Here is a 19904-nt window from a genome sequence, read left to right on the forward strand (position 1 = left end):
ACTAGAAAATAGGAAAGACTGACTGAGGTGTTTTTTCTCTCAATCATTCTTTATCTTTCTCCCGATAGGCTAGCTCTTGAAGCTAGATAATGCTAAAAACGAAGTGGGCTCGTCCAGCTCTGAAAGAAAAATAGGAAAATCCGTTTGTGACGCTTTTTGTCACAGGCAGATTTTATCTTTTTTCCGAAGAGATTGCCCACGTAGCTAGGTAACAAAATTGTAAAACAAGAGACCTAAGTGAAATGACACTTGGCCTTTACACTTAGGTCTCGCAATTTCATTCTTAGACCAGTGTTTCCACACTTGTTGTTGATCTAAAAACATAGATAAACTATGCTGCTACTCCCCTAAGATCCTTACTTGGAAATCCAAATAAAAATATCGGTTACTATTTATAATTTATTGAAAAATATCAGATTAAAATTTAAACAACTGATTTCGATAACAACTATAATACTCCTTTAACATTTTAGCAAGTCTTTTGTGTAAATAATTTCAATACTATTTTCAAAGTAAGCTTCCTCACTATTAAATTTTTATAAAAAGAATACCTGAAGCACCGATTTTTATTAAGAAATCAGTACTTCAGGCATTTTTTTATTGTGCTTTTATTCAACATCTTCTTCTGGCGAATAATGGAATTTGATCATTTCATTTACAAAAATCGGAATAATTGATAAGCCCATTACGAGTAACCAGTGATTGATTCCGATTGGAACTAATCCAAACAACTCTTGTGTAAATGGTAATAAGGCAATGACTGTCGTTATAATTACAGCCAACACAGCCATTTCAAAAAGTGATTTGTTTGTTGATAATTTAACTCTAAAAATCGATTCTGTACTTCTCACATTAAAAACATGTAAAATCGATGAGTATGCTAAAATCAAGAATGCTACAGTCTGACCAATTTCATGACTTGCTTCAAAAAAGTAAGAGACAGAATCAACATTTGCGCCTAAATAAAAACCAAATAAGGTGATTACAGTAAAAACAAATGCATTGATTCCAATTTTTTGCCACAAACCACGCGCAAAGATTCCTTCATCTCTAGGAATCGGCGCTTCATCCATGATCCCTTTTTCAACAGGTTCCTTCCCTAAAGCAAATCCAGGAAGACCGTCAGCTACAACGTTTACGAATAATAATTGAACAGCTGTAAATGGTGCGCCCCAACCTAGCAACATAGCAATTAGCACGATAAATATCTCTGAGATGTTACAGCTTAGTAAAAAGTTTACTGCTTTACGAATATTTCGATAAACAGCTCGACCTTGAGCTACAGCATCGACGATCGTTGCAAAGTTATCATCGGTCAAAATCATATCAGCTGCACCTTGAGCTACATCCGTCCCAGTAATTCCCATAGCACAACCTACATCACTCGCTTTTAAAGCTGGTGCATCATTGACTCCGTCACCGGTCATAGCAACAACCGCTCCAGTACGCTGCCAAGACTTCACGATACGGATCTTATCTTCCGGCGTTACCCGAGCATAAACTGAAAGAGATTTCACTCGTGAATCCAACTCTTCATCAGACATTTTTTGCAATTCTGACCCTGTCAACGCTTCACTTTTATCCGTTAAGATACCTAATTCTTTTGCAATTGCTCCTGCGGTTACTACGTGGTCTCCTGTGATCATCACTGTCTTGATACCAGCTTTTTTCGCTCGAGCAATAGCACCTTTACTCTCTGGTCTTGGCGGATCAATCATTCCAACTAATCCTAATAGTCTTAGATTCTTCTCTAACGCCTCTGAGGTTATTTCTGTAGGTTCCTCATCATAGATAGCATAACCAACTGCAATGACGCGTAACGCGCGTTTTCCAAAACGGTCATTTACTACGGCCGCTTGTTCAACATCACCAAAGCGGAAACGAGTCAACAAGACATCAAAAGCTCCCTTAGTTACAGAAATATATTTTTTTCCCATTTTATGAACAGTCGTCATCATTTTACGCTCTGAATCAAAAGGAATTTCACCGATTCTTGGGTATTTTTCTTCTAATTCAGCTTTTGTATGATAATTTTCTTCCACCGCGCGTACGATTGCGGCTTCTGTTGGATTCCCTTGAATAACTAAGTCATCGCCATCTTTGTCCACAATGACATCTGTACATAACGATGCCATTTTTAAGACTTCCATCGCTTCATCAGTCATTGCATCTTCTGTATCCGTCACTTCGTCCCCTCGAGACCAAACGCGTCTGACGCGCATTTTATTTTGTGTCAAGGTTCCAGTTTTGTCAGAACAAATAACGTTAGCAGTCCCAAGTGTTTCAACAGCTGGCAAACGACGAATGATTGCATGCTTCTTAGCCATTTTCTGCACACCATAAGCAAGTGTTAATGTGACGATTACCATCAATGTCTCAGGTACCGCAGCTACCGCTAATGAGACGGCAGTCATAAACATTTCTAACATTGGCTCACCTTGCAATTCACCAATGATAAATACTAACGCTGCAGCGCCTAAAGCAATTAAACTGATACGCTTACCTAATTGATTCAACCGTTTCTGTAACGGTGTTTGTTGTGTCACATCGTTATTCAATAAGCTTGCGATCTTACCCATTTCAGTCTGCATTCCAGTTGCTGTAACAATAGCTCTACCTCGGCCGTTTGAAACTGTACAGCCTTTAAAGACCATATTAACCTGATCGCCGATTGGTGCATCAGATTCTCCTATGTATTCCGAATCTTTTTCAATTGGTTCACTTTCTCCAGTGAGAGCCGATTCTTCTACTCTAAGCTGCGACGCTTGGATCAAACGTGCATCTGCCGTAATCATTGATCCTGATTCTAATATAAGGATATCTCCAACAACAACATCTTCAGCATCGATGGTCTCTACTTTACCATCACGTAAAACAGAACTGCTTTGTTTGTTCATATCCTGCAATGCTGCCAATGATTTTTCAGCATTTCCTTCTTGAACAATCGCTAATACTGCATTGATGATCACAATAGCGATGATTAAAATCCCTTCAAAATAATCTCCGTGATCCGTAGCAATTGCTGTGTAAAATGAAATAGCTGCTGCAACTAATAAAATAATTGTTGTGAAATCAGATAAGCTGTGAAGAAACTTTTTTACTATAGAATCTTTTTTCTCTTCTTGGAACGTATTAGCACCATGTTCAGCGAGTCTCTTCTTTACTTCTAGTTCCGTTAGTCCTTGCTCTTTATTTGTGTTCACTTCTTTGATAATTGTCTCGATAGGTTGTTTGTATGCTTCCATCCTATCCCCCCATTCTTATTTTTTCCTTCTATTATTATAGTATCTATATTCACTATACCATGTTTTTTTTTCAAACTTCAATAAATATGGCTGATTTTTCATTTTTCTTTTCCACTTTTTCAATTAATCGCTCCTTCGTTCGAAAAAGACTTTTAACTTGAAAACGCTTTCTATATATGCTATTCTATTTATAGAAGGAAGGAGGAATAATCAGTTGTATTGAAGAATTTCTCGAAGCATGAAATGAGTAAACACAAAATTGTTAGCAGAACACGATTCACCTTTCAAAAAAAATTATATATGTAGAGTAAAAAATCATAAAAACATCTTTAATAAATAGTGAATATGTGTAAAATATTGATCAATTAAACCAATTAAAATAGAAAAACACGTATAAAGATAGTTTGATTTAAAAAAAATTTAAGTAATGGAATGTAGAAAATGTAATGAAAACAAGATTTGGTTTATGAACTAGAAATTCAACTAATTACTTTGCATGTATAACTAAAGGAAAAAAAAACATCGCTAAATACACTGATTCCTTCCAGAAACAGAAGCCAAGCTCATCGAGAAGCTTGGCTTTTTCTTTATAATTTTACTGCAAGATATTTGTAAGTGAAAGTAAGATATGGTATATTGACTATGCGCTTTTTATTAATACATAAATTAGACTATTGGAGGGATTTGCATTGCCAAAAAAGAAGAACTCATCATTTGAGAGTTCCATTCACGTCTACAGAGCCATGAAACGCATGACCCAACAGGAACTTGCTGACAAGGTGGGAGTATCTAGACAAACAATTATTCAGTTAGAAAGAAACAGGTATAATCCTTCCCTTTTACTGGCTCACGACATAGCTGACGTTTTTGAAGTGCCGATTGAACAAATCTTCACTTTCAAAAAATTGACAGAAGAAGAGCAAACTAGCGAACAAGCTGACTAACGAGAAGACAGGATAAGTTGTGACTGAATCACTTAAATCTTTTTTTGATAACTTACCGACAAATCATTGATCCAGTATAATAATCGCTATGCTGTCCATTATTTTCATTGTATATTCAGTTTATTTTTTACTTTGACAAAGAAAGTAAAGATGAACATAGCAATAAAATTATTTCAACAGCAATTTCATCTTTTCTTATTACAGTAGTTTTTATATCTCTCTTGAATAACAATGCAATTATTTTTGAGATTGTTTCAAAGAATGAGGTATCTTTCAACTGAATACTAAATTCCTTTGTTTTATCAGTCTCTAGCGTTGAAGCAATTGGTATATTAATACTGTAAAGAGTAAAGTAAAAAAAGACCTCCTCAAAGAGGTCTTTTTTTTAAGAATAAAATCTATTTTTTCTAACCACCAAGTAAATTTGGATAGTTCCCCCAAATCTATATAAGATAACAGCCTCAAACTAAAATTTCTTTCATCCAAATGATAATTTTAAAACACTTTAATGTGATCGGTCGTTTTCAATAATTTTTCACGTACTTGTTACTTGTCTTAACTAATCTTCTGTTTCTACATTTAAATCCTTTCAACACTGGAAAGCCAAATAAACAATAAAAAAGGCTATCTTCTTGTAAACTGATGTTCAACTAAAACAGTTAAACAAAGTTTATCACCTGTTTTGGATTTTCACTAACAAGTCTTTTTAGTAACTAATCTATTCTGGTACGAGGTTAGGATATGACTTGAAGAGTCATGTATCGACTTCTTTAATTTCCAGCATTTTCTCTATATCAGCTAAAAAATTTACATAACACGACAAAATCCTGAAAATCACAGTTAACCTTGCAATTAATCTAAAAAAAATAACAATAATCCATCATTTTAAATCTATTTGTTCCTTTTAACAGAAATAAACAGCTACTTCGCAAGCATTTTTTTTGTGAATTTTTGACTTTTCGTATATTATAGTTTTTAAGAGGTATGTACCAATATTTTCGAAAGGATCTGAAAAATATGTTAAAATTGTATACAACAAATAGCTGTACATCATGTAGAAAAGCAAGGAGATGGCTGATTGATCATGATATTCCATTTGAAGAAAAGAATTTTGGCACTACTCCTATCACATTAGACGAACTTAAAAATATATTAATCCTTACGGAAGAGGGCACAGAAGATATTATTTCGATTCGTTCCAAAGTCTTCCAAAAATTAGATACAGATATTAATGAACTACCATTACATGTATTATTAGAGCTTGTCAAAGAGAATCCAGGATTACTTCGTCGACCAATTATGATTGATGAAAAAAGATTACAGATTGGTTTTAATGAAGATGAAATTCGTTGTTTTTTACCTAGATCAGTCCGTAAAAGAGAATTATCCCAAACTTTACTTTTAAGCGGTTTATAATAGTTACTACCTCGAAGCCAAATAACTAACAAAAACTCATTCACTTCTAACTCAAACATGTAGGATAAAGGTATTCTGTTAACCAGATAGTACTTATTTCCCACTAAAATAAGTTAGAAAGAATGAGTTTTTACTATACTTGGATTTATATTACTTTACAAACATTGCATCTCCGAAACTAAAGAAACGATAGCGTTCATCGATAGCGTGCTGATAGGCTTTAAGCGTTAAGTCTTTTCCAGCAAATGCACTGACCAGCATCACTAATGTTGACTTAGGCAGATGAAAATTGGTTGAGAAAGCTTGCACGATTTTGAATTTATAGCCTGGCGTAATAAAAATATCTGTCCAGCCACTATCCGCTTTGATCTGTCCATTAAACTTAGTTCCGATTGTCTCTAATGTTCGAATTGAGGTAGTGCCTACTGCAACAATTTTACCGCCATTTTCACGAACGTCATTTAATTGCGCCGCTGACTCTTCCGTTAAACGATAAAATTCACTATGCATTTCATGTTCTGAAATATTATCTACACTCACTGGACGAAATGTTCCTAACCCGACGTGTAAGGTCAAATAAACGAGCTTCACGCCTTTTGACTGGATTTTAGCAAGTAGTTCCTGAGTAAAGTGTAAACCCGCTGTAGGAGCTGCTGCAGACCCATTTTCTTTAGCATAGACTGTTTGGTAACGATTAGGATCTTCTAGACGTTCTTTAATGTACGGCGGCAATGGCATTTCCCCCAGCGATTCTAAGATTTCTAAAAAGATTCCTTCGTACTGAAATGTCACGATTCGACCACCATGTTCTAATTCTTCAATAACCGTTGCTGTTAAACGCCCATCACCAAAGCTTATTTTTGTACCGACTTTCGCTCGTTTAGCAGGTTTAATCAAGGTTTCCCAAGTATCCCCATCTCTATTGGTCAGAAGAAGCACTTCTAAATGTCCGCCTGTCTCAGGTTTTTCACCATATAGTCGAGCTGGCAACACTCTTGTATCATTCATAACTAATGCATCTCCAGCATTTAATTCATCAATAATTTCATGAAAGTGTTTATCTTCTATTTTTTTTGTTTCACGGTTTAAAACTAAAAGCCGCGAACTTGTTCGGTCTTTCAAAGGTGTTTGAGCAATCAGTTCTTCTGGTAATTCAAAATCAAACTCTTCTGTACTAAGCATAATTGTCACTCTCTCTACTTGTTTTGTCTTAACTATTTTACCATTTTTTAGGTTATCTGGCTACGAAGATAATTCCTTATAAAAAGATAAAATAATTGAAACAACTATTTTAAAGAAATAAACTTACTTTTGATAAGTAACTAATCTAAGGAGGTTTTATAATGTTTGCACCTATCCACCATGTTTCATTATTAACACGTTTTGTTGATGAGAATCATTTTTTTTATACAAATATCCTTGGTTTGCGTTTAGTGAAAAAAACAGTCAATCAAGATAATCATAAAATGTTGCACTATTACTATGGAGATTATACGGGAACACCTGGGTCTGTTATTACCTTCTTTGTAGTTCCTTCACTCGCTAAACGTTATGATAATAGCCATTTCTTGAGTACGATCGGATTAAAAATTCCAAAAGGCTGCCTATTTTATTGGGAACAACGTTTACATGACTATCACATTCCATTTATTAAACAAAATAATACACTTCATTTTACAGATACAGACCAAGTGAATCTTCGTTTGGTTGAAGTAGAGCAAGAACCTTTAAACAGAGCGTTGAACGTTGAACGTTCTATCCCTGGAAACAAACAAATTCTGAGACTATTATCTACTGAATTTCATGTGACTGATCCTGAGAAAACAGCTGATTTTTTCTATCGTTTGTTAGGTTGGAAAAGTAGGAACGGCCATATCCAACTAAATAAAACTGATTTTATTCAGTTTTTGCCAACTTCCACAACAAATAAAACACGAATGGGGCGAGGCAGTATAGATCATATTGCCTTTTCAGTTAAGAATGAGGAAGCTCTAGATGATTTATATAAAAAAGCGAGAATACAAGGTTGGAACATTGAAAAAATCGTTCATCGCGGTTATTTTAAAAGTCTCTATATTAAAGAACCTGGAGGCAATCGTGTTGAATTTGCTACTTTAACCCCCGGCTTTACGATCGATGAACCATTAAATGCTTTAGGTCAGAAGCTTGCCTTACCACCTTTTTTGGAAAAAGAACGAGCTAAAATCGAAGCAACTATTTATAAAAATAGAGCTTGATTGATTTAAAAAAACTGAAAGAAGAAGTCTACCTTAAATACCACTTCTTCTTTCAGTTATGTATAACTTCTAATAATACTTTGTTCATAATTATTGACGTTAAAAAAACTATTATTTATTCCCGAGTCATAAACAATTTAAAGATATAAACAGTGGCTTAAAATAAAAATAAACTGATTTATCTAGAATGCTTCAATGTTATAATTATTTATCCACCGCTGTCCATATCCCTAGAAATACCAAAGACTACTTTTGACTAAACAGAACATTACCTTTTTTGACGATTCTATTAGCACATGTTTGTCTTTGATTGTTTCAATATCACAAAGATTGTATTCACAGATAAACTTCTGACTGTCGGCTTCAGCCAATAGTTCTCTGATATACAGCTCTTTGCTTTATCTAGATAGAAACAAAATAAAAAAATGGTGTTGGTAAAATCTACCAACACCATTGCATGTTCAATAAATAGGCATCGAATACTCGCTACTTAAATTCTGGAAAAGAAAGTTCTAGATATTTTTCCAAAAATTGAGTAAAATGGAATATGTCGATGTTACGCATTGACAAGGGCAACTTGATTGGTCAGCTTACTCTGACTTCTCAGGACTTCACAGAACAGCTCCAACTGATCTGTGAAGTGCCTTTTTTTATTTTATTCGTTTCTATCTATTATTCATTTTAAAGAAAAACTATTTCATAGTCAACAAAGTGTCAGAAAATTTTTCAATTATCTTATTTTATTACGAAAATAAATGTTTTGTCTCTAACTCTTCTTATTATTTATTCAACTTTTTCTAAAATTTTGACATCTCCTGTTTTGGATGTCACATCGATCTTATAGTTTTTACTATCGGGTACATTTGCAAAATCATTCCGCAATTCACCAGTTCCAGTATTTGCAGTGATTTTGACCGACTGGCTTGGATCTTGCAGCCACTTGATGAATCCAGATTGGCTAGATACAGTAGCATTTACCTTACTATCTTGGATAGCAATCGTTGCCCCAGATCCATTTTTCAGTTCTAATGTACCTTGGTTTTCTTCTGATACTATTTTGCCATGTTCATTAACCATCAAGAGATTTCCTTTTGTCCTTTTAACAATTACTTGACCATCTGTTGCAGTCGCTATAAGTTTCTTTGACTTAGAATCTTCTAATATCATGCGACCTGAATGATTGTTTAAAACAATGTTATCTGAACGTAAGAATTTCAAAACTGATAATCCTTTATCACCCTCAATAGTTAAGTTACCTAACAGACCAGTAATGACTGTTTTCCCAGAATCACTTTTGACGTTCAAATTCATTTCAGACTCTTCTATGATTACATCACCGTAATCACTAAATATATTTCCTTTATCCGCACTAATATTTTTTGCGTAAACATCACCTGTAACTAAATCTAAATCAAAGCTCTTTGTATGAATATCCAACAAGCGCAGATCTCCACGACTTAATCCTAAATGAAAATCGTCTAAAATCATTCCTTTTGGAATAAAGAAAATCACTTCTGAACGTCCAGTTCGAGTAAATGTATCAAAAATATTTTCCTTGTCTAACGTTAGATTGACCTTATGATTATATGAACCATTTTCAATTTTTTTGATATCACTCTCTTTAAAGCGACCTTTGACCATCAAGCTTGGTTTATCTGTACTGGATACTTCTATAGTAGTAATCTCAACATCAGCATCTGAATCAAAACTAAATGCCGCATGATTGCTGGAAGCTAGACTAATCTCTTTATAATATTGTCTACCTGTATACATTAGTTGACCTGTTATAGAGAAAAACAGCAGCATGAACATTCCTAACACTAATAACCCAATTGATGTACCATTGATTAGCTTCTGTTTTTTTACACTCCATCCTTTTACTAATTGTAAAACAATTGCCAACAATAACAAGCTCAAAATCGTCGGAATACTAGCAAGATTTCGTTCTGCACTTAACTCTTTCATTGTATATACTAAGAAGAAAGCAAGAAATCCTAATAGTACTAGGAGTATTAACGGTTTTAATATTTTTAATGCCGCTTTCACAAATTTCTGTATTCTTTTTTTCTGCGTTCGAATAAATACATTTTGAATTTCTTCCCTTGGCACAACAGATGTTTTAGCATTGATCGCTGCATCTAAACTTAGATCAGCATAATAATCTGCCGCGATCTCTCCTGGAGAAGCAAGTTTAGCAACTACCTCGGCTTCTGTCTGTCCCTCTTCTAAACAAATGGCTAGCTGCTCTAATAAATCTTCCTTTAACTCATTAAAATCTTCTATATCTTCTTCAGCAAAAGCAGCTTTTAGCTGATTTAAATATTCTTCCATCGTTTGCACTAGTCTGCCTCCATCAATTTACTTACTTGTTCAACGAATTCAGCCCAATCACATTGTAAAAGTTCCAAGTATTCTTTTCCTTTATCCGTCATTTTGTAATATTTTCTGGAAGGTCCATCAGGTGATTCTTTCGTATAAATATCACAATAGGATTCCTTAACTAATCGACGCAAAACAGGGTAAAGCGCCCCTTCGGTAATTGGTATAAACTGATTCACTCGTTGTGTTAATTCATATCCATATCGATCTTCTATTTGAATAAAATGAAGCACACACATTTCTAACGCACCTTTTTTAAATTGGCTGGAAGCCCTCATCGCTCAATCCCCTTATCACAGTTTTGATTGACAAATTACCCGCTATTTCAAAACCAGATAAAAATACAATTATGACTATGATCAGTTACTATTTATCTAGAAAAAAGTGTTCTACATACTAAGTAAAGTCTAGCTTCTAAAAAATGATCAACATCAGCCATGTATCAAAGCGTTTTACGCCTTGGAACAAAATAGCGTTCAGCCCATTATCAGTGGTTATTGCGGTCGTAATTCTTTTTCTCTTGAATGATACCTTGACGTTCTTCTGGTGTCAAATTAAGCTCTACCAACTGCTCACCCACTCTCTCTTTTTTCGCCCTTTTTTTATCCATTCTCTGAGGCATCAGAAGTGGTTTCCCCATCTTCTAGTGCAAGTCATGCTCATGTCTTTTCTATCGACTAATTGCGCAATCACTGATTCTCTTTCTACTTCTTGAATCGCAACAGCCTGACCACTAACTTTCTTTAATTGAATTCTCAACACATGCCACTTTTTTTACTTCTTCTTCTTTTTTCAATAATTATTCTGCTTACTATAAAAATAATAAAACAATTTAACTAGATACCAAACAACCTAAACAAATTTTCTCATTTCGTTCTCCCTTTCACTTCCTATTATTCATAAAACAGTAGAAGATAATCAACAATATACTAAGGTTTTCAACGAATGTCAATAAAATATTAACTGATTCATAGCGCTTAATTCACAAGTGATAAAACTCAACAGATTTCCTTATAATTTTTGACTGAAAATGGCTAAAAAAACATCTGATTTGTCGAATTCTCTGTTTTGTAGCATACTAGTAGTAGAAATGTTTGTTAGGAAACACTGCAATTATTTAAGAAACGAGATACAAAAAAAAGAATTTGGGGTGAGAAAGTTGATCGAATTTCAACATGTTTCAAAAATTTACAAAGGCGGTAAAATCGCGGTAGATGACATCAATTTGTCTTTTGATAAAGGGGAATTTATCTGCTTCATCGGAACTAGCGGTAGCGGTAAAACAACTTCTATGCGGATGATTAACCGAATGACTGATCCGTCAAAAGGAAAAATCTTGATCAATGGTGAAGATATTCTAACAATAAATCCAGTTGAATTACGCAGAAAAATCGGTTACGTCATTCAAAATATCGGTTTAATGCCGCACATGACAATTAGAGAGAATATCGTGCTTGTACCAAAGTTACTGAAAGTCGACCTAGAAGAACGGAACAAAATTGCGGAAAAAATGATTGATTTAGTTGAGCTCCCTAGAGAAATGCTCGATCGTTATCCAAATGAACTTTCTGGTGGTCAACAGCAACGGATCGGTGTTGTTCGAGCACTTGCGGCGAATCAAGATATTATCTTAATGGATGAACCTTTTGGTGCTTTAGATCCAATCACAAGGGATTCTTTGCAAGATCTAGTCAAAGACTTACAAGAACGTTTAGGAAAAACCATTGTTTTTGTAACTCATGATATGGATGAAGCACTAAAACTGGCGAGTCGAATCGCTATCATGAGTGAAGGAAAAGTTATTCAATTTGATACACCAGATAATATTTTACGTCATCCAGTCAATGAATTTGTTGAAGAACTAATTGGTGAAGACCGCTTGATTCAAGCAAAACCGGATATCACTACAGTTGGTGAAGTAATGTTGAATAACGCTATCACGATCACACCAGAAAAATCATTATCTGAAGCGATCAGACTAATGAGAGAGAAACGTGTAGATACACTATTAGTTGTTGATGGCGCTGGCGTATTAAAGGGCTTTATCGATGTAGAAACACTTGACCGCCGTAGAAATAAAGCAACAAGTGTGAGTGACATCATGAATCCAAAAGTTTTCTTTGTAAAAAAATCGTCTCTATTACGTGATACCTTACAACGTATCTTAAAACGCGGCTTAAAATATGTTCCAGTTGTAGATGACAACCAAAAAGTCGTCGGAATCTTAACTCGCGCTTCATTGGTTGACATCGTTTATGATGTTATCTGGGGTGAAGAAGAGACCCCAGAAGAAGTTTCAAACGAAACAGAACCAACTGATGTCAAACAGCCTCAAGCGGAGGTGTAATAAAATGAATCAGTTTCTTTTAGAAAGAGGAAATGAACTTGTTACTAAAATCGGTGAACATATTTTTATTTCTGGTATCGCACTTCTTCTAGGAATTTTGTTAGCAGTGCCGATTGGTGTTTTATTGACAAGAACCAAAAGGACGGCAGCCATCGTCATTGGTTTGACTAGTGCATTACAAACGGTTCCTTCGCTGGCATTACTAGCGTTGATGATCCCGATTTTTGGTGTTGGAAAGATTCCGGCGATCATTGCTTTGTTTATTTACTCATTACTACCTATTTTACGAAATACGTATATTGGGATCAAAGAAGTCAGTGGCGATTATAAGGATGCTGCAAAAGGAATGGGCATGACGAATGTACAATCGATTTTCATGGTCGAATTGCCTATCGCTATGCCAACGATTATGGCTGGAATTCGACTTGCAGCAGTCTATGTAATCGCTTGGGCAACACTTGCTTCTTACATCGGTGCAGGTGGTCTTGGAGACTTTATTTTCAGCGGATTAAATAATTATCAACCTGATTTGATTTTTGCTGGAACCATTCCTGTTACTATTTTAGCTTTAGCTGCAGACTTACTGCTTGGTCTGTTAGAAAAGAAATTAACTCCTAAAGCATTAAGGGAGGCAGAATGATGAAACGAAAATTAAAATTATTACTCATAATGTTTTGTAGCGCCTTGTTAGTATCAGGCTGCTCTTTACCTGGACTCGCTTCGAACTCTGATGACTCGACAATCTCCATTACTGGCGGAATCACATCAGAAGCACAAATATTAGCAAGTTTAGTTGCTGGCATGATCGAACATTACACTGACGAAAAAACAACGATTATCAATAATTTGGCAACAACTACGATCAACCATCAAGCAATGATAAATGGTGATGCACAAATTTCAGCTGCCCGTTACACAGGAACTGATTTAACTACTACATTAAACTTAGAACCAATCAAAGATCCTAAAAAAGCCTTTGACGTTGTACAGTCTGAATTTCAAAAAAGATTTGAACAAAAATGGTTTAATTCTTATGGATTTGCCAATACCTACGCATTTATGGTCACACAAGAAACAGCTAAAAAATATAATTTAAAAACCATCAGCGACCTAAAAAAAGTCGGCGATCAATTAACAGCAGGTGTGGATACTTCTTGGATCGATCGGAAAGGTGATGGTTACAAAGGTTTTACTGAAACGTATGGCTTTGATTTTAAACGTGTTTTTCCGATGCAGATCGGTTTAGTTTATGATGCTGTTGCGGCCAATAAGATGGATGTTGTTTTAGGCTATTCAACAGATGGTCGAATCGGTAGTTATGATTTAGTCATTTTAGAAGATGATCTTAAATTCTTCCCACCTTATGATGCATGCGCAGTTGCAACAGACGAGGTCTTGAAAAAACATCCTGAGTTAAATAATGTACTTGCCAAACTATCAGGAGAAATCACTACAGAAACCATGCAAAAGCTAAATTATCAAGCAGATAACGATTTAATGGAACCTGAAACAGTTGCAGAAAATTTCTTGAAAGAACACCATTTCTTCGAATCTGAAGGAGGTGGAAAATAATGCAAAATCTACAAGATATGAATTTATTGCAGCAGTTTTTCTATTACTTTGATCAAAATGGCAGCTATGTTTTGAGTCAATTTATCCGACATTTTCTAATTTCTATTTATGGTGTATTATTTGCCGCGATCGTTGGAATACCAATCGGCATTTTCATTGCCCGTAGAAGAAAAATGGCTGGCTGGGTCGTAAGTATCGCAAATTTGATCCAAACAGTCCCTTCTCTAGCCATGCTTTCAATTTTGATGTTAGGTCTTGGACTAGGCGTAAACACAGTTATCGTCACGGTCTTTCTCTATTCTCTTTTACCGATCATCAAAAATACCTATACTGGAATGATTCAGGTCGATAGAAATATTTTAGATGTGGGCAAGGGAATGGGGATGACAAAATGGCAACGTCTTTATATGGTGGAATTGCCACTCTCTGTTTCCGTAATCATGGCAGGAATTCGTAATGCTTTAGTTGTCGCAATCGGAATCACAGCGATCGGTGCCTTTGTCGGTGCCGGTGGTCTTGGTGACATTATTATTCGCGGAACGAATGCCACAGATGGTACCGCGATTATTCTTGTAGGCGCATTACCGACCGCTTTAATGGCGATCATTACTGACTGGGTGTTAGGTCTGATCGAACGTCGATTAGATCCTGCGAGTAAACATTCTGTGAATTGAACATTAACCAACTTTTACCCTTTGTTTTTTGATCTAGCAGGATGCTTTTTCTGCAGATCAATTGGATAACGAAAAAAACGGCCTCAATTACGTTTCTGCATACTAAGTGCACAACAGGAATTGAGGTCGTTTTTCTATTCAATTTTATCATAAAAAATACCTAACTCAATTTACTGAAAATGAATAAAACAACCAATCAAATAAACAACTGGATAACCAAACATAATCAAAGACATCCCTTTCAGTACTAATGAAAAAGTCTGTTTTTTTATCTGTTCTCTAAAATAAGGTCGCAACATTTTTAAAGTGATCGGAAACAGTAAGATCATCCCTAAAGTCAAGATTGGAGCTTGTTTCAAATAAACAGCTACTAAAATTGAAACGTAGCTCAAACACGTTAATAGAATAAGTAACCCTACACTATTTTTCTTACCAATATAATAAACAAGCGTTTTACGTCCATTATTAATATCTTCCTCAAGATCACATGTATTATTTGCCAGTAGGTTATTAAACATGCAGAAAAACATCGGCATAAAACCAATCAGCATTTCACCAAGTGAATGAAATGTCAGCTTAACGGATCCATAATTTGCTAAATAAGCACTGATTATTGGAATCAGAAAACCACTTAACACTGCTGGTACCGTCTCTGCAATCGGTAAACTATTAATCGGTCTTCTCCCATAAGAATAACCAAACCCTACATAATACCCCAAAACCCCAAAAATAAACACTACCCTATCCGTACTAAAAACCAAAATAGCACCAAAAATCAGGGACAGGATCAGAAATAATATAAAGATTTTTTTTACAGCTTTTAAAGAAAGGTTCCATTTACTAATGGTACTCGTTTGCTTCTTATAATTGTCATCTTTTGCATTTTTGTAATCCATATAATTATTAAATATGTTCATCGTAATATGATACAGAAATAATATTAGTAAAAAAATAAGAATCCGCCAATTGAAAAAACTTCCTTGAGTATAACCGCCATAGGCCATTCCTAATAAAACTAAAAACCAATCCAACGGCGTTGTATAAATTTCTCCTAATTCCCATAACATTTTAAAGGACATTTATTCTCCGATCTGAAGCATTCTATTTATCGCTTATAAACGATTATACCTTCTTTCACGATATAAAAATAATGTTACACTCTGGAAAAACAAAAAAATCATAAGCTGTCCTAAAAGGGAACAAGCTTACGACTTTTTATTACTTTTTCAAATGATAACTATAGGTCGCAACAACAATATTTTCTCGCCAAGATAGACGTAAACGCAAGCGTACACTTGTCTGATTGTGAAGAATATTTTGCCAACGTCGATTAGGGACAAATTGAGGAATTAACACCGTTGTCGTATACTTTTTTTTCGCTGAATTTTTACTTACTAGGTCTACATAACGAAGAATTGGGTTCATGATTGATCGATACGAAGAATGAACGACAGAAAAACGAATATCAGGAAAATATTGTTTGAATTCTGCTTCAATTTCTTTTTCTTTTTGGATATTCTCATCTAATGACACATGCATTGCAATTACATAGTCACCGATCGATCGAGCATAGTTTACTGCACCTACATTTGCTTGCGTTACATTTCCAACTAAAACAATAACTGTATTACCATAGAATTCTTGTTGCTTCACTGTTTCTTCTAAGCGTAGTTCCTCGGCTACATTTTTATAGTGAGCATGAATAGTGTAAAAAATGAAAATCAGCACTGGCATAATAATAAAGAAAGGCCAGATATCGCCTAATCGATACATGAATAGAATAATAATAATTCCATAAGAAATCATTGCTCCAATAATGTTAGCAATCGATTTTAACAACCATTTTTTAGTCTCTTTCCGCCATTTAAGCACCATTCCTGTTTGAGACAATGCAAATGGAATAAATACACCGATCGAATACAGTGGAATCAATCGTTCCGTTGACCCTTTAAAGATTAATAACAAAATGGCTGAACCTGTAGCCAGGGTCAATATTCCATTTGAATATCCTAAACGATCGCCTCGATCCATATACATATGCGGCATGAATTTATCTTTCGCCAAATTATATGCAAGCACTGGAAAGGCTGAAAATCCAGTATTAGCGGCAACAGCTAAAATCAAAGCCGTTGAAAATTGTAACACATAATAAAGTATATTTTGTCCAAAAACTGCTTTACCGATCTGAGCCAGCACCGTCACCTCGTTTTGAGGAACGATTCCATACCAATAGTTAATAAATGTGATCCCAACAAAGAAAAAGCCTAAAATTCCAGCCATCAACGTCAATGTTCCCGCCGCATTTTTTGCTCTAGGCTTTTTGAAAAAAGGCACTGCATTACTAATAGCTTCAACACCTGTCAATGAAGACGAACCAGAAGAAAATGCTCGTAAAATCAAGGCAATCGTAATTCCTGGCACGACAGTTCCTGGTATTGCAGTTGCATGTAATGGTACCGCCCCAGTAACAATTTTAAATAAACCTGTTGCAATTAGTAATGTGATCACAGCAATAAAACTATACACAGGAAACATCAAAAAACTAGCCGATTCTCTTAACCCGCGTAGATTCATCAACATAATCAACAAAACAATGACGATCGAAATTACTACTTGATGACCATACAAAGCAGGTACTGCAGAAATAATCGCCTCAGCTCCTGCAGAAACCGAAACGGCAACCGTCAGCATATAATCAACTAGCAATGATCCGCCAGCTACTAATCCAGCATTCTTCCCTAAATTTTCACTACTAACAACATAAGCACCACCGCCATGAGGATATGCATGAATGATCTGCCGATAAGATAACGTTAATGAAATAAGTAAAATAATAACAAAAGCAGCAATCGGCAAAGAATACCATATGGCAGCAGCAGATAGCGTAACGAGTACGACAACGATTTGTTCCGTACCATAAGCGATAGAAGATAAGGCATCAGAAGACAATAAAGCTAATGCTGCAAATCGACTTAATTTATGCTCATCGTTTTCAGTAGATTTTAAAGGTTTTCCAATAAATAATCGTTTTAAATACTCCACTTGCTTGATTTCTCCTTCTTTTTTATTTTCAGAAAAAATAGTGTTTTTCCACAAACAATCACATATGCTACGCTCATAAATTATAATTGTCAATAATTTATCTGCTAAACTATTAAAATATTCATCTCTTCCTCTTTATCCATTAAAGAAACTCTTAACTCTTTTATTTTCTTCATTTCGTCCCGCTCATTTTTTAACTATTCAAAAAAAAGATTGAGACAAAAGTAAACAGTACTTTTCTCCCAACCTTAATTGTTATTCTAAAATTTGCCAAGTACGATACTCGTCAAAATAATTTGCTTCGCTTTTCGCTTGCTCAACGACACTTTCGGGATAATTCAACACGTGTAAAAGTTCAATAGCATTTCTCGTGGTAGAAGGGCCTTGTTTCAAGCGATAATCAAATGTCACACCTTGCTCTTTCGTTACTTGTTCTTCAAAATGAACGTTATTACAGGATTCTTTTAAAATTTCTGTCAATTCAATATCATGAGTTGCAATAAAAGCTATCGAAGGATACTGGTCTAACCAATGAATCATGCTAGATGAAGCTGCTATTCGTTCAATTGTGTTCGTACCTTTCAATATTTCATCAATAAAACACAAACAAGGAACGTTCGTTTCAGCAAAATCCAGTACTCGTTTAACTGACTTTGTTTCTGCCACAAAATAACTATCCCCTTCAAAAATATTATCCTCAACAGCCATCGAGGTCAAGATATGTCCAAATGGTAATTGAAACTTAGTGGCCAACGCTGTGTGAATCGTCGCAGAAAGGATACAGCTGATCGCTACGCTTTTGACATACGTTGACTTGCCCGAAGCGTTAGAACCTGTTACAAGTGTGTTTTTTTCCCAATTCACCTCATTTGATACTGGAGTTGCTAGCAAAGGATGGTATACTTGGGTTCCCGTCACTACAATATCCTCTGAAAAGACTGGTTGACTTGTATCAGGCATGACTGTTCGAAAGTTTAAAACAGCTGCCGCAACTTCTAATTCTCCAAGTAATCGCCACATTTCTTTTGCCTGAATCTCGTAATTTGTTAATTTTTCTAGAACAAAATTATATGAAATAAATGGCAACATAAAAATCATTGCTAAATAGTCAAACATCACCTCAGCGTCACTATTGGACTTCATTCGAAAGGAAACACCAAATTTAGTCATTGAAGCCAAAGGTTGAAGATTTTTAATCAACTCTTCTTGAAAAGGCGTTGTAATTTTCCCTAATTTCTTCGCACAAGCTACTGTTTGAACTAGGTAACCCATACATGCTAATTCACGTTGAAGTTTTTCTTTTTTTATCAGATAATAGATCACATTAAACAATATTGACCCTAAAAGTAATAAAATTGATAGTGTTTTTGGCCATACTAGTAATAAAATTAGGGATACAATCGGTAATAATCCGCAAAGTAAGTATAATTTTGTATTCGGTAATTTTTGGCTTCTTGTTTCGCTTAAATAACTTTCTACATGATTGTTATCTTGTTTTCCTAGACTAGCAAATTGAAATTGAATTTTTTCTCGGATAGCAGGATTTTGTTTATAGTAGTCGATTAATGTTTCTAAACGATCGTGACTATTTTTTGAAAAGTTGAAATTTCGTAATCGTTGATATAAGGCTTCTGCTCCCACACTTGAATACGTTCCATTGATTCGCTCAAATAAAGCAAACCCATCTAAATCATACCAAGTAATATCATCAATTTCACTATCATAACTTCTATACTGTTTAGCCTTTTTCCATGCTCGTTTTAAACTTTCTTCCTTATCAAAAAAACGTGCGCTGGGAAATGTTCCCCACTTATTTTTGACCATTGTCCTTAACTTTAAACGATTATAAATCTCTATTATGATGAGAATCACAACAATTAGTCCAATAAACCCCAATACAATCAGCTGAGCTTCCATTCAACATCCTCCCTTTTTAAAGTTAAATATAGTTTTTTATAAAGTAACATACCATAAAAAAATTAGGCTACACTTTTTTCATCAAGTATAATATATAACTTTATTATTATAATGAAGTTGAGTCACCCCCT

At 34.9% G+C, this 19904-nt stretch carries 15 protein-coding genes; 7 read left to right on the forward strand and 8 right to left on the reverse strand.

The genetic code is table 11. From position 1 onward, the window contains the following. Positions 1-608 precede the first annotated feature (608 nt). The gene (locus AC4BBR_RS13935; protein WP_490460102.1) at positions 609-3245 is read right to left on the reverse strand and encodes a calcium-translocating P-type ATPase, PMCA-type; all 2637 of its coding nucleotides are present in this window, start codon (positions 3243-3245) and stop codon (positions 609-611) included. Positions 3246-3934: 689 nt separating this feature from the next. Between AC4BBR_RS13935 and AC4BBR_RS13940 the strand changes: the two genes are divergently transcribed. Together AC4BBR_RS13940 and spx are read left to right on the forward strand one after the other, a co-directional pair. Continuing rightward, entirely contained in the window at positions 3935-4189 is a 255-nt protein-coding gene (locus tag AC4BBR_RS13940; RefSeq protein ID WP_490460103.1) for a helix-turn-helix transcriptional regulator, read from the forward strand. 1017 nt (positions 4190-5206) lie between these two features. After that, positions 5207-5605 carry a transcriptional regulator Spx gene (gene spx, locus AC4BBR_RS13945; RefSeq protein WP_490460104.1) on the forward strand — a complete coding sequence of 133 codons (399 nt, stop codon included), beginning with the start codon at positions 5207-5209 and terminating at the stop codon, positions 5603-5605. A 150-nt stretch (positions 5606-5755) separates the two neighbouring features. Here the strand turns inward: spx and queA are convergent, their stop codons facing one another. Beyond that, positions 5756-6787, reverse strand: coding sequence for a tRNA preQ1(34) S-adenosylmethionine ribosyltransferase-isomerase QueA (gene queA, locus AC4BBR_RS13950; protein WP_490460105.1), 1032 nt, complete (start codon positions 6785-6787; stop codon positions 5756-5758). Positions 6788-6948: 161 nt separating this feature from the next. Between queA and AC4BBR_RS13955 the strand changes: the two genes are divergently transcribed. Then, on the forward strand, positions 6949-7842 hold the full coding sequence (locus tag AC4BBR_RS13955; protein ID WP_490460106.1) for a VOC family protein: 894 nt from the start codon (positions 6949-6951) through the stop codon (positions 7840-7842). A gap of 783 nt (positions 7843-8625) precedes the next feature. On the opposite strand, the gene AC4BBR_RS13960 is transcribed toward AC4BBR_RS13955, so the two are convergent. From AC4BBR_RS13960 to AC4BBR_RS13970, 3 genes are all read right to left on the reverse strand, one after another. After that, positions 8626-10173, reverse strand: coding sequence for a DUF4097 family beta strand repeat-containing protein (locus AC4BBR_RS13960; RefSeq protein ID WP_490462131.1), 1548 nt, complete (start codon positions 10171-10173; stop codon positions 8626-8628). A gap of 8 nt (positions 10174-10181) precedes the next feature. Next, positions 10182-10499 carry a PadR family transcriptional regulator gene (locus tag AC4BBR_RS13965; RefSeq protein WP_490460107.1) on the reverse strand — a complete coding sequence of 106 codons (318 nt, stop codon included), beginning with the start codon at positions 10497-10499 and terminating at the stop codon, positions 10182-10184. Between the two features lie 209 nt (positions 10500-10708). Further along, positions 10709-10831 (reverse strand): hypothetical protein, encoded by a 123-nt coding sequence (locus AC4BBR_RS13970; RefSeq protein ID WP_490460108.1) that lies wholly within the window; start codon positions 10829-10831, stop codon positions 10709-10711. Between the two features lie 549 nt (positions 10832-11380). Between AC4BBR_RS13970 and AC4BBR_RS13975 the strand changes: the two genes are divergently transcribed. From AC4BBR_RS13975 to AC4BBR_RS13990, 4 genes are read left to right on the forward strand one after another with little or no spacing between them, the layout of a single operon-like run. After that, entirely contained in the window at positions 11381-12568 is a 1188-nt protein-coding gene (locus AC4BBR_RS13975; protein WP_490460109.1) for a betaine/proline/choline family ABC transporter ATP-binding protein, read from the forward strand. A 4-nt stretch (positions 12569-12572) separates the two neighbouring features. Beyond that, a complete protein-coding gene (locus AC4BBR_RS13980) occupies positions 12573-13208 on the forward strand; it encodes an ABC transporter permease (protein ID WP_490460110.1) in 636 nt (211 codons plus the stop codon). Next, entirely contained in the window at positions 13208-14140 is a 933-nt protein-coding gene (locus AC4BBR_RS13985) for an osmoprotectant ABC transporter substrate-binding protein (protein ID WP_490460111.1), read from the forward strand. The genes AC4BBR_RS13980 and AC4BBR_RS13985 overlap by 1 nt, the downstream gene beginning before the upstream one ends. Continuing rightward, on the forward strand, positions 14140-14814 hold the full coding sequence (locus tag AC4BBR_RS13990; RefSeq protein WP_490460112.1) for an ABC transporter permease: 675 nt from the start codon (positions 14140-14142) through the stop codon (positions 14812-14814). The genes AC4BBR_RS13985 and AC4BBR_RS13990 overlap by 1 nt, the downstream gene beginning before the upstream one ends. A gap of 170 nt (positions 14815-14984) precedes the next feature. On the opposite strand, the gene AC4BBR_RS13995 is transcribed toward AC4BBR_RS13990, so the two are convergent. From AC4BBR_RS13995 to AC4BBR_RS14005, 3 genes are all read right to left on the reverse strand, one after another. Next, positions 14985-15893 carry a prenyltransferase gene (locus tag AC4BBR_RS13995; RefSeq protein WP_490460113.1) on the reverse strand — a complete coding sequence of 303 codons (909 nt, stop codon included), beginning with the start codon at positions 15891-15893 and terminating at the stop codon, positions 14985-14987. A 139-nt stretch (positions 15894-16032) separates the two neighbouring features. After that, positions 16033-17856, reverse strand: coding sequence for an APC family permease (locus AC4BBR_RS14000; RefSeq protein ID WP_490462132.1), 1824 nt, complete (start codon positions 17854-17856; stop codon positions 16033-16035). A 255-nt stretch (positions 17857-18111) separates the two neighbouring features. Next, positions 18112-19773, reverse strand: coding sequence for a MutS-related protein (locus AC4BBR_RS14005; RefSeq protein WP_490460114.1), 1662 nt, complete (start codon positions 19771-19773; stop codon positions 18112-18114). Positions 19774-19904 lie beyond the last annotated feature (131 nt).

It is taken from the genome of Enterococcus sp. AMC1251 (assembly GCF_058216535.1).

Excerpts from the sequence above, each read along its gene's own strand:
- AC4BBR_RS13985 (WP_490460111.1), top strand. The coding sequence starts at position 13,208 with ATGAAACGAAAATTAAAATTATTACTCATAATGTTTTGTAGCGCCTTG.
- AC4BBR_RS13990 (WP_490460112.1), top strand. The coding sequence starts at position 14,140 with ATGCAAAATCTACAAGATATGAATTTATTGCAGCAGTTTTTCTATTAC.
- AC4BBR_RS13960 (WP_490462131.1), bottom strand. The coding sequence starts at position 10,173 with ATGGAAGAATATTTAAATCAGCTAAAAGCTGCTTTTGCTGAAGAAGAT.
- AC4BBR_RS14005 (WP_490460114.1), bottom strand. The coding sequence starts at position 19,773 with ATGGAAGCTCAGCTGATTGTATTGGGGTTTATTGGACTAATTGTTGTG.
- spx (WP_490460104.1), top strand. The coding sequence starts at position 5,207 with ATGTTAAAATTGTATACAACAAATAGCTGTACATCATGTAGAAAAGCA.
- AC4BBR_RS13955 (WP_490460106.1), top strand. The coding sequence starts at position 6,949 with ATGTTTGCACCTATCCACCATGTTTCATTATTAACACGTTTTGTTGAT.
- AC4BBR_RS13935 (WP_490460102.1), bottom strand. The coding sequence starts at position 3,245 with ATGGAAGCATACAAACAACCTATCGAGACAATTATCAAAGAAGTGAAC.
- queA (WP_490460105.1), bottom strand. The coding sequence starts at position 6,787 with ATGCTTAGTACAGAAGAGTTTGATTTTGAATTACCAGAAGAACTGATT.
- AC4BBR_RS13995 (WP_490460113.1), bottom strand. The coding sequence starts at position 15,893 with ATGTCCTTTAAAATGTTATGGGAATTAGGAGAAATTTATACAACGCCG.
- AC4BBR_RS13965 (WP_490460107.1), bottom strand. The coding sequence starts at position 10,499 with ATGAGGGCTTCCAGCCAATTTAAAAAAGGTGCGTTAGAAATGTGTGTG.
- AC4BBR_RS13980 (WP_490460110.1), top strand. The coding sequence starts at position 12,573 with ATGAATCAGTTTCTTTTAGAAAGAGGAAATGAACTTGTTACTAAAATC.
- AC4BBR_RS13970 (WP_490460108.1), bottom strand. The coding sequence starts at position 10,831 with ATGGATAAAAAAAGGGCGAAAAAAGAGAGAGTGGGTGAGCAGTTGGTA.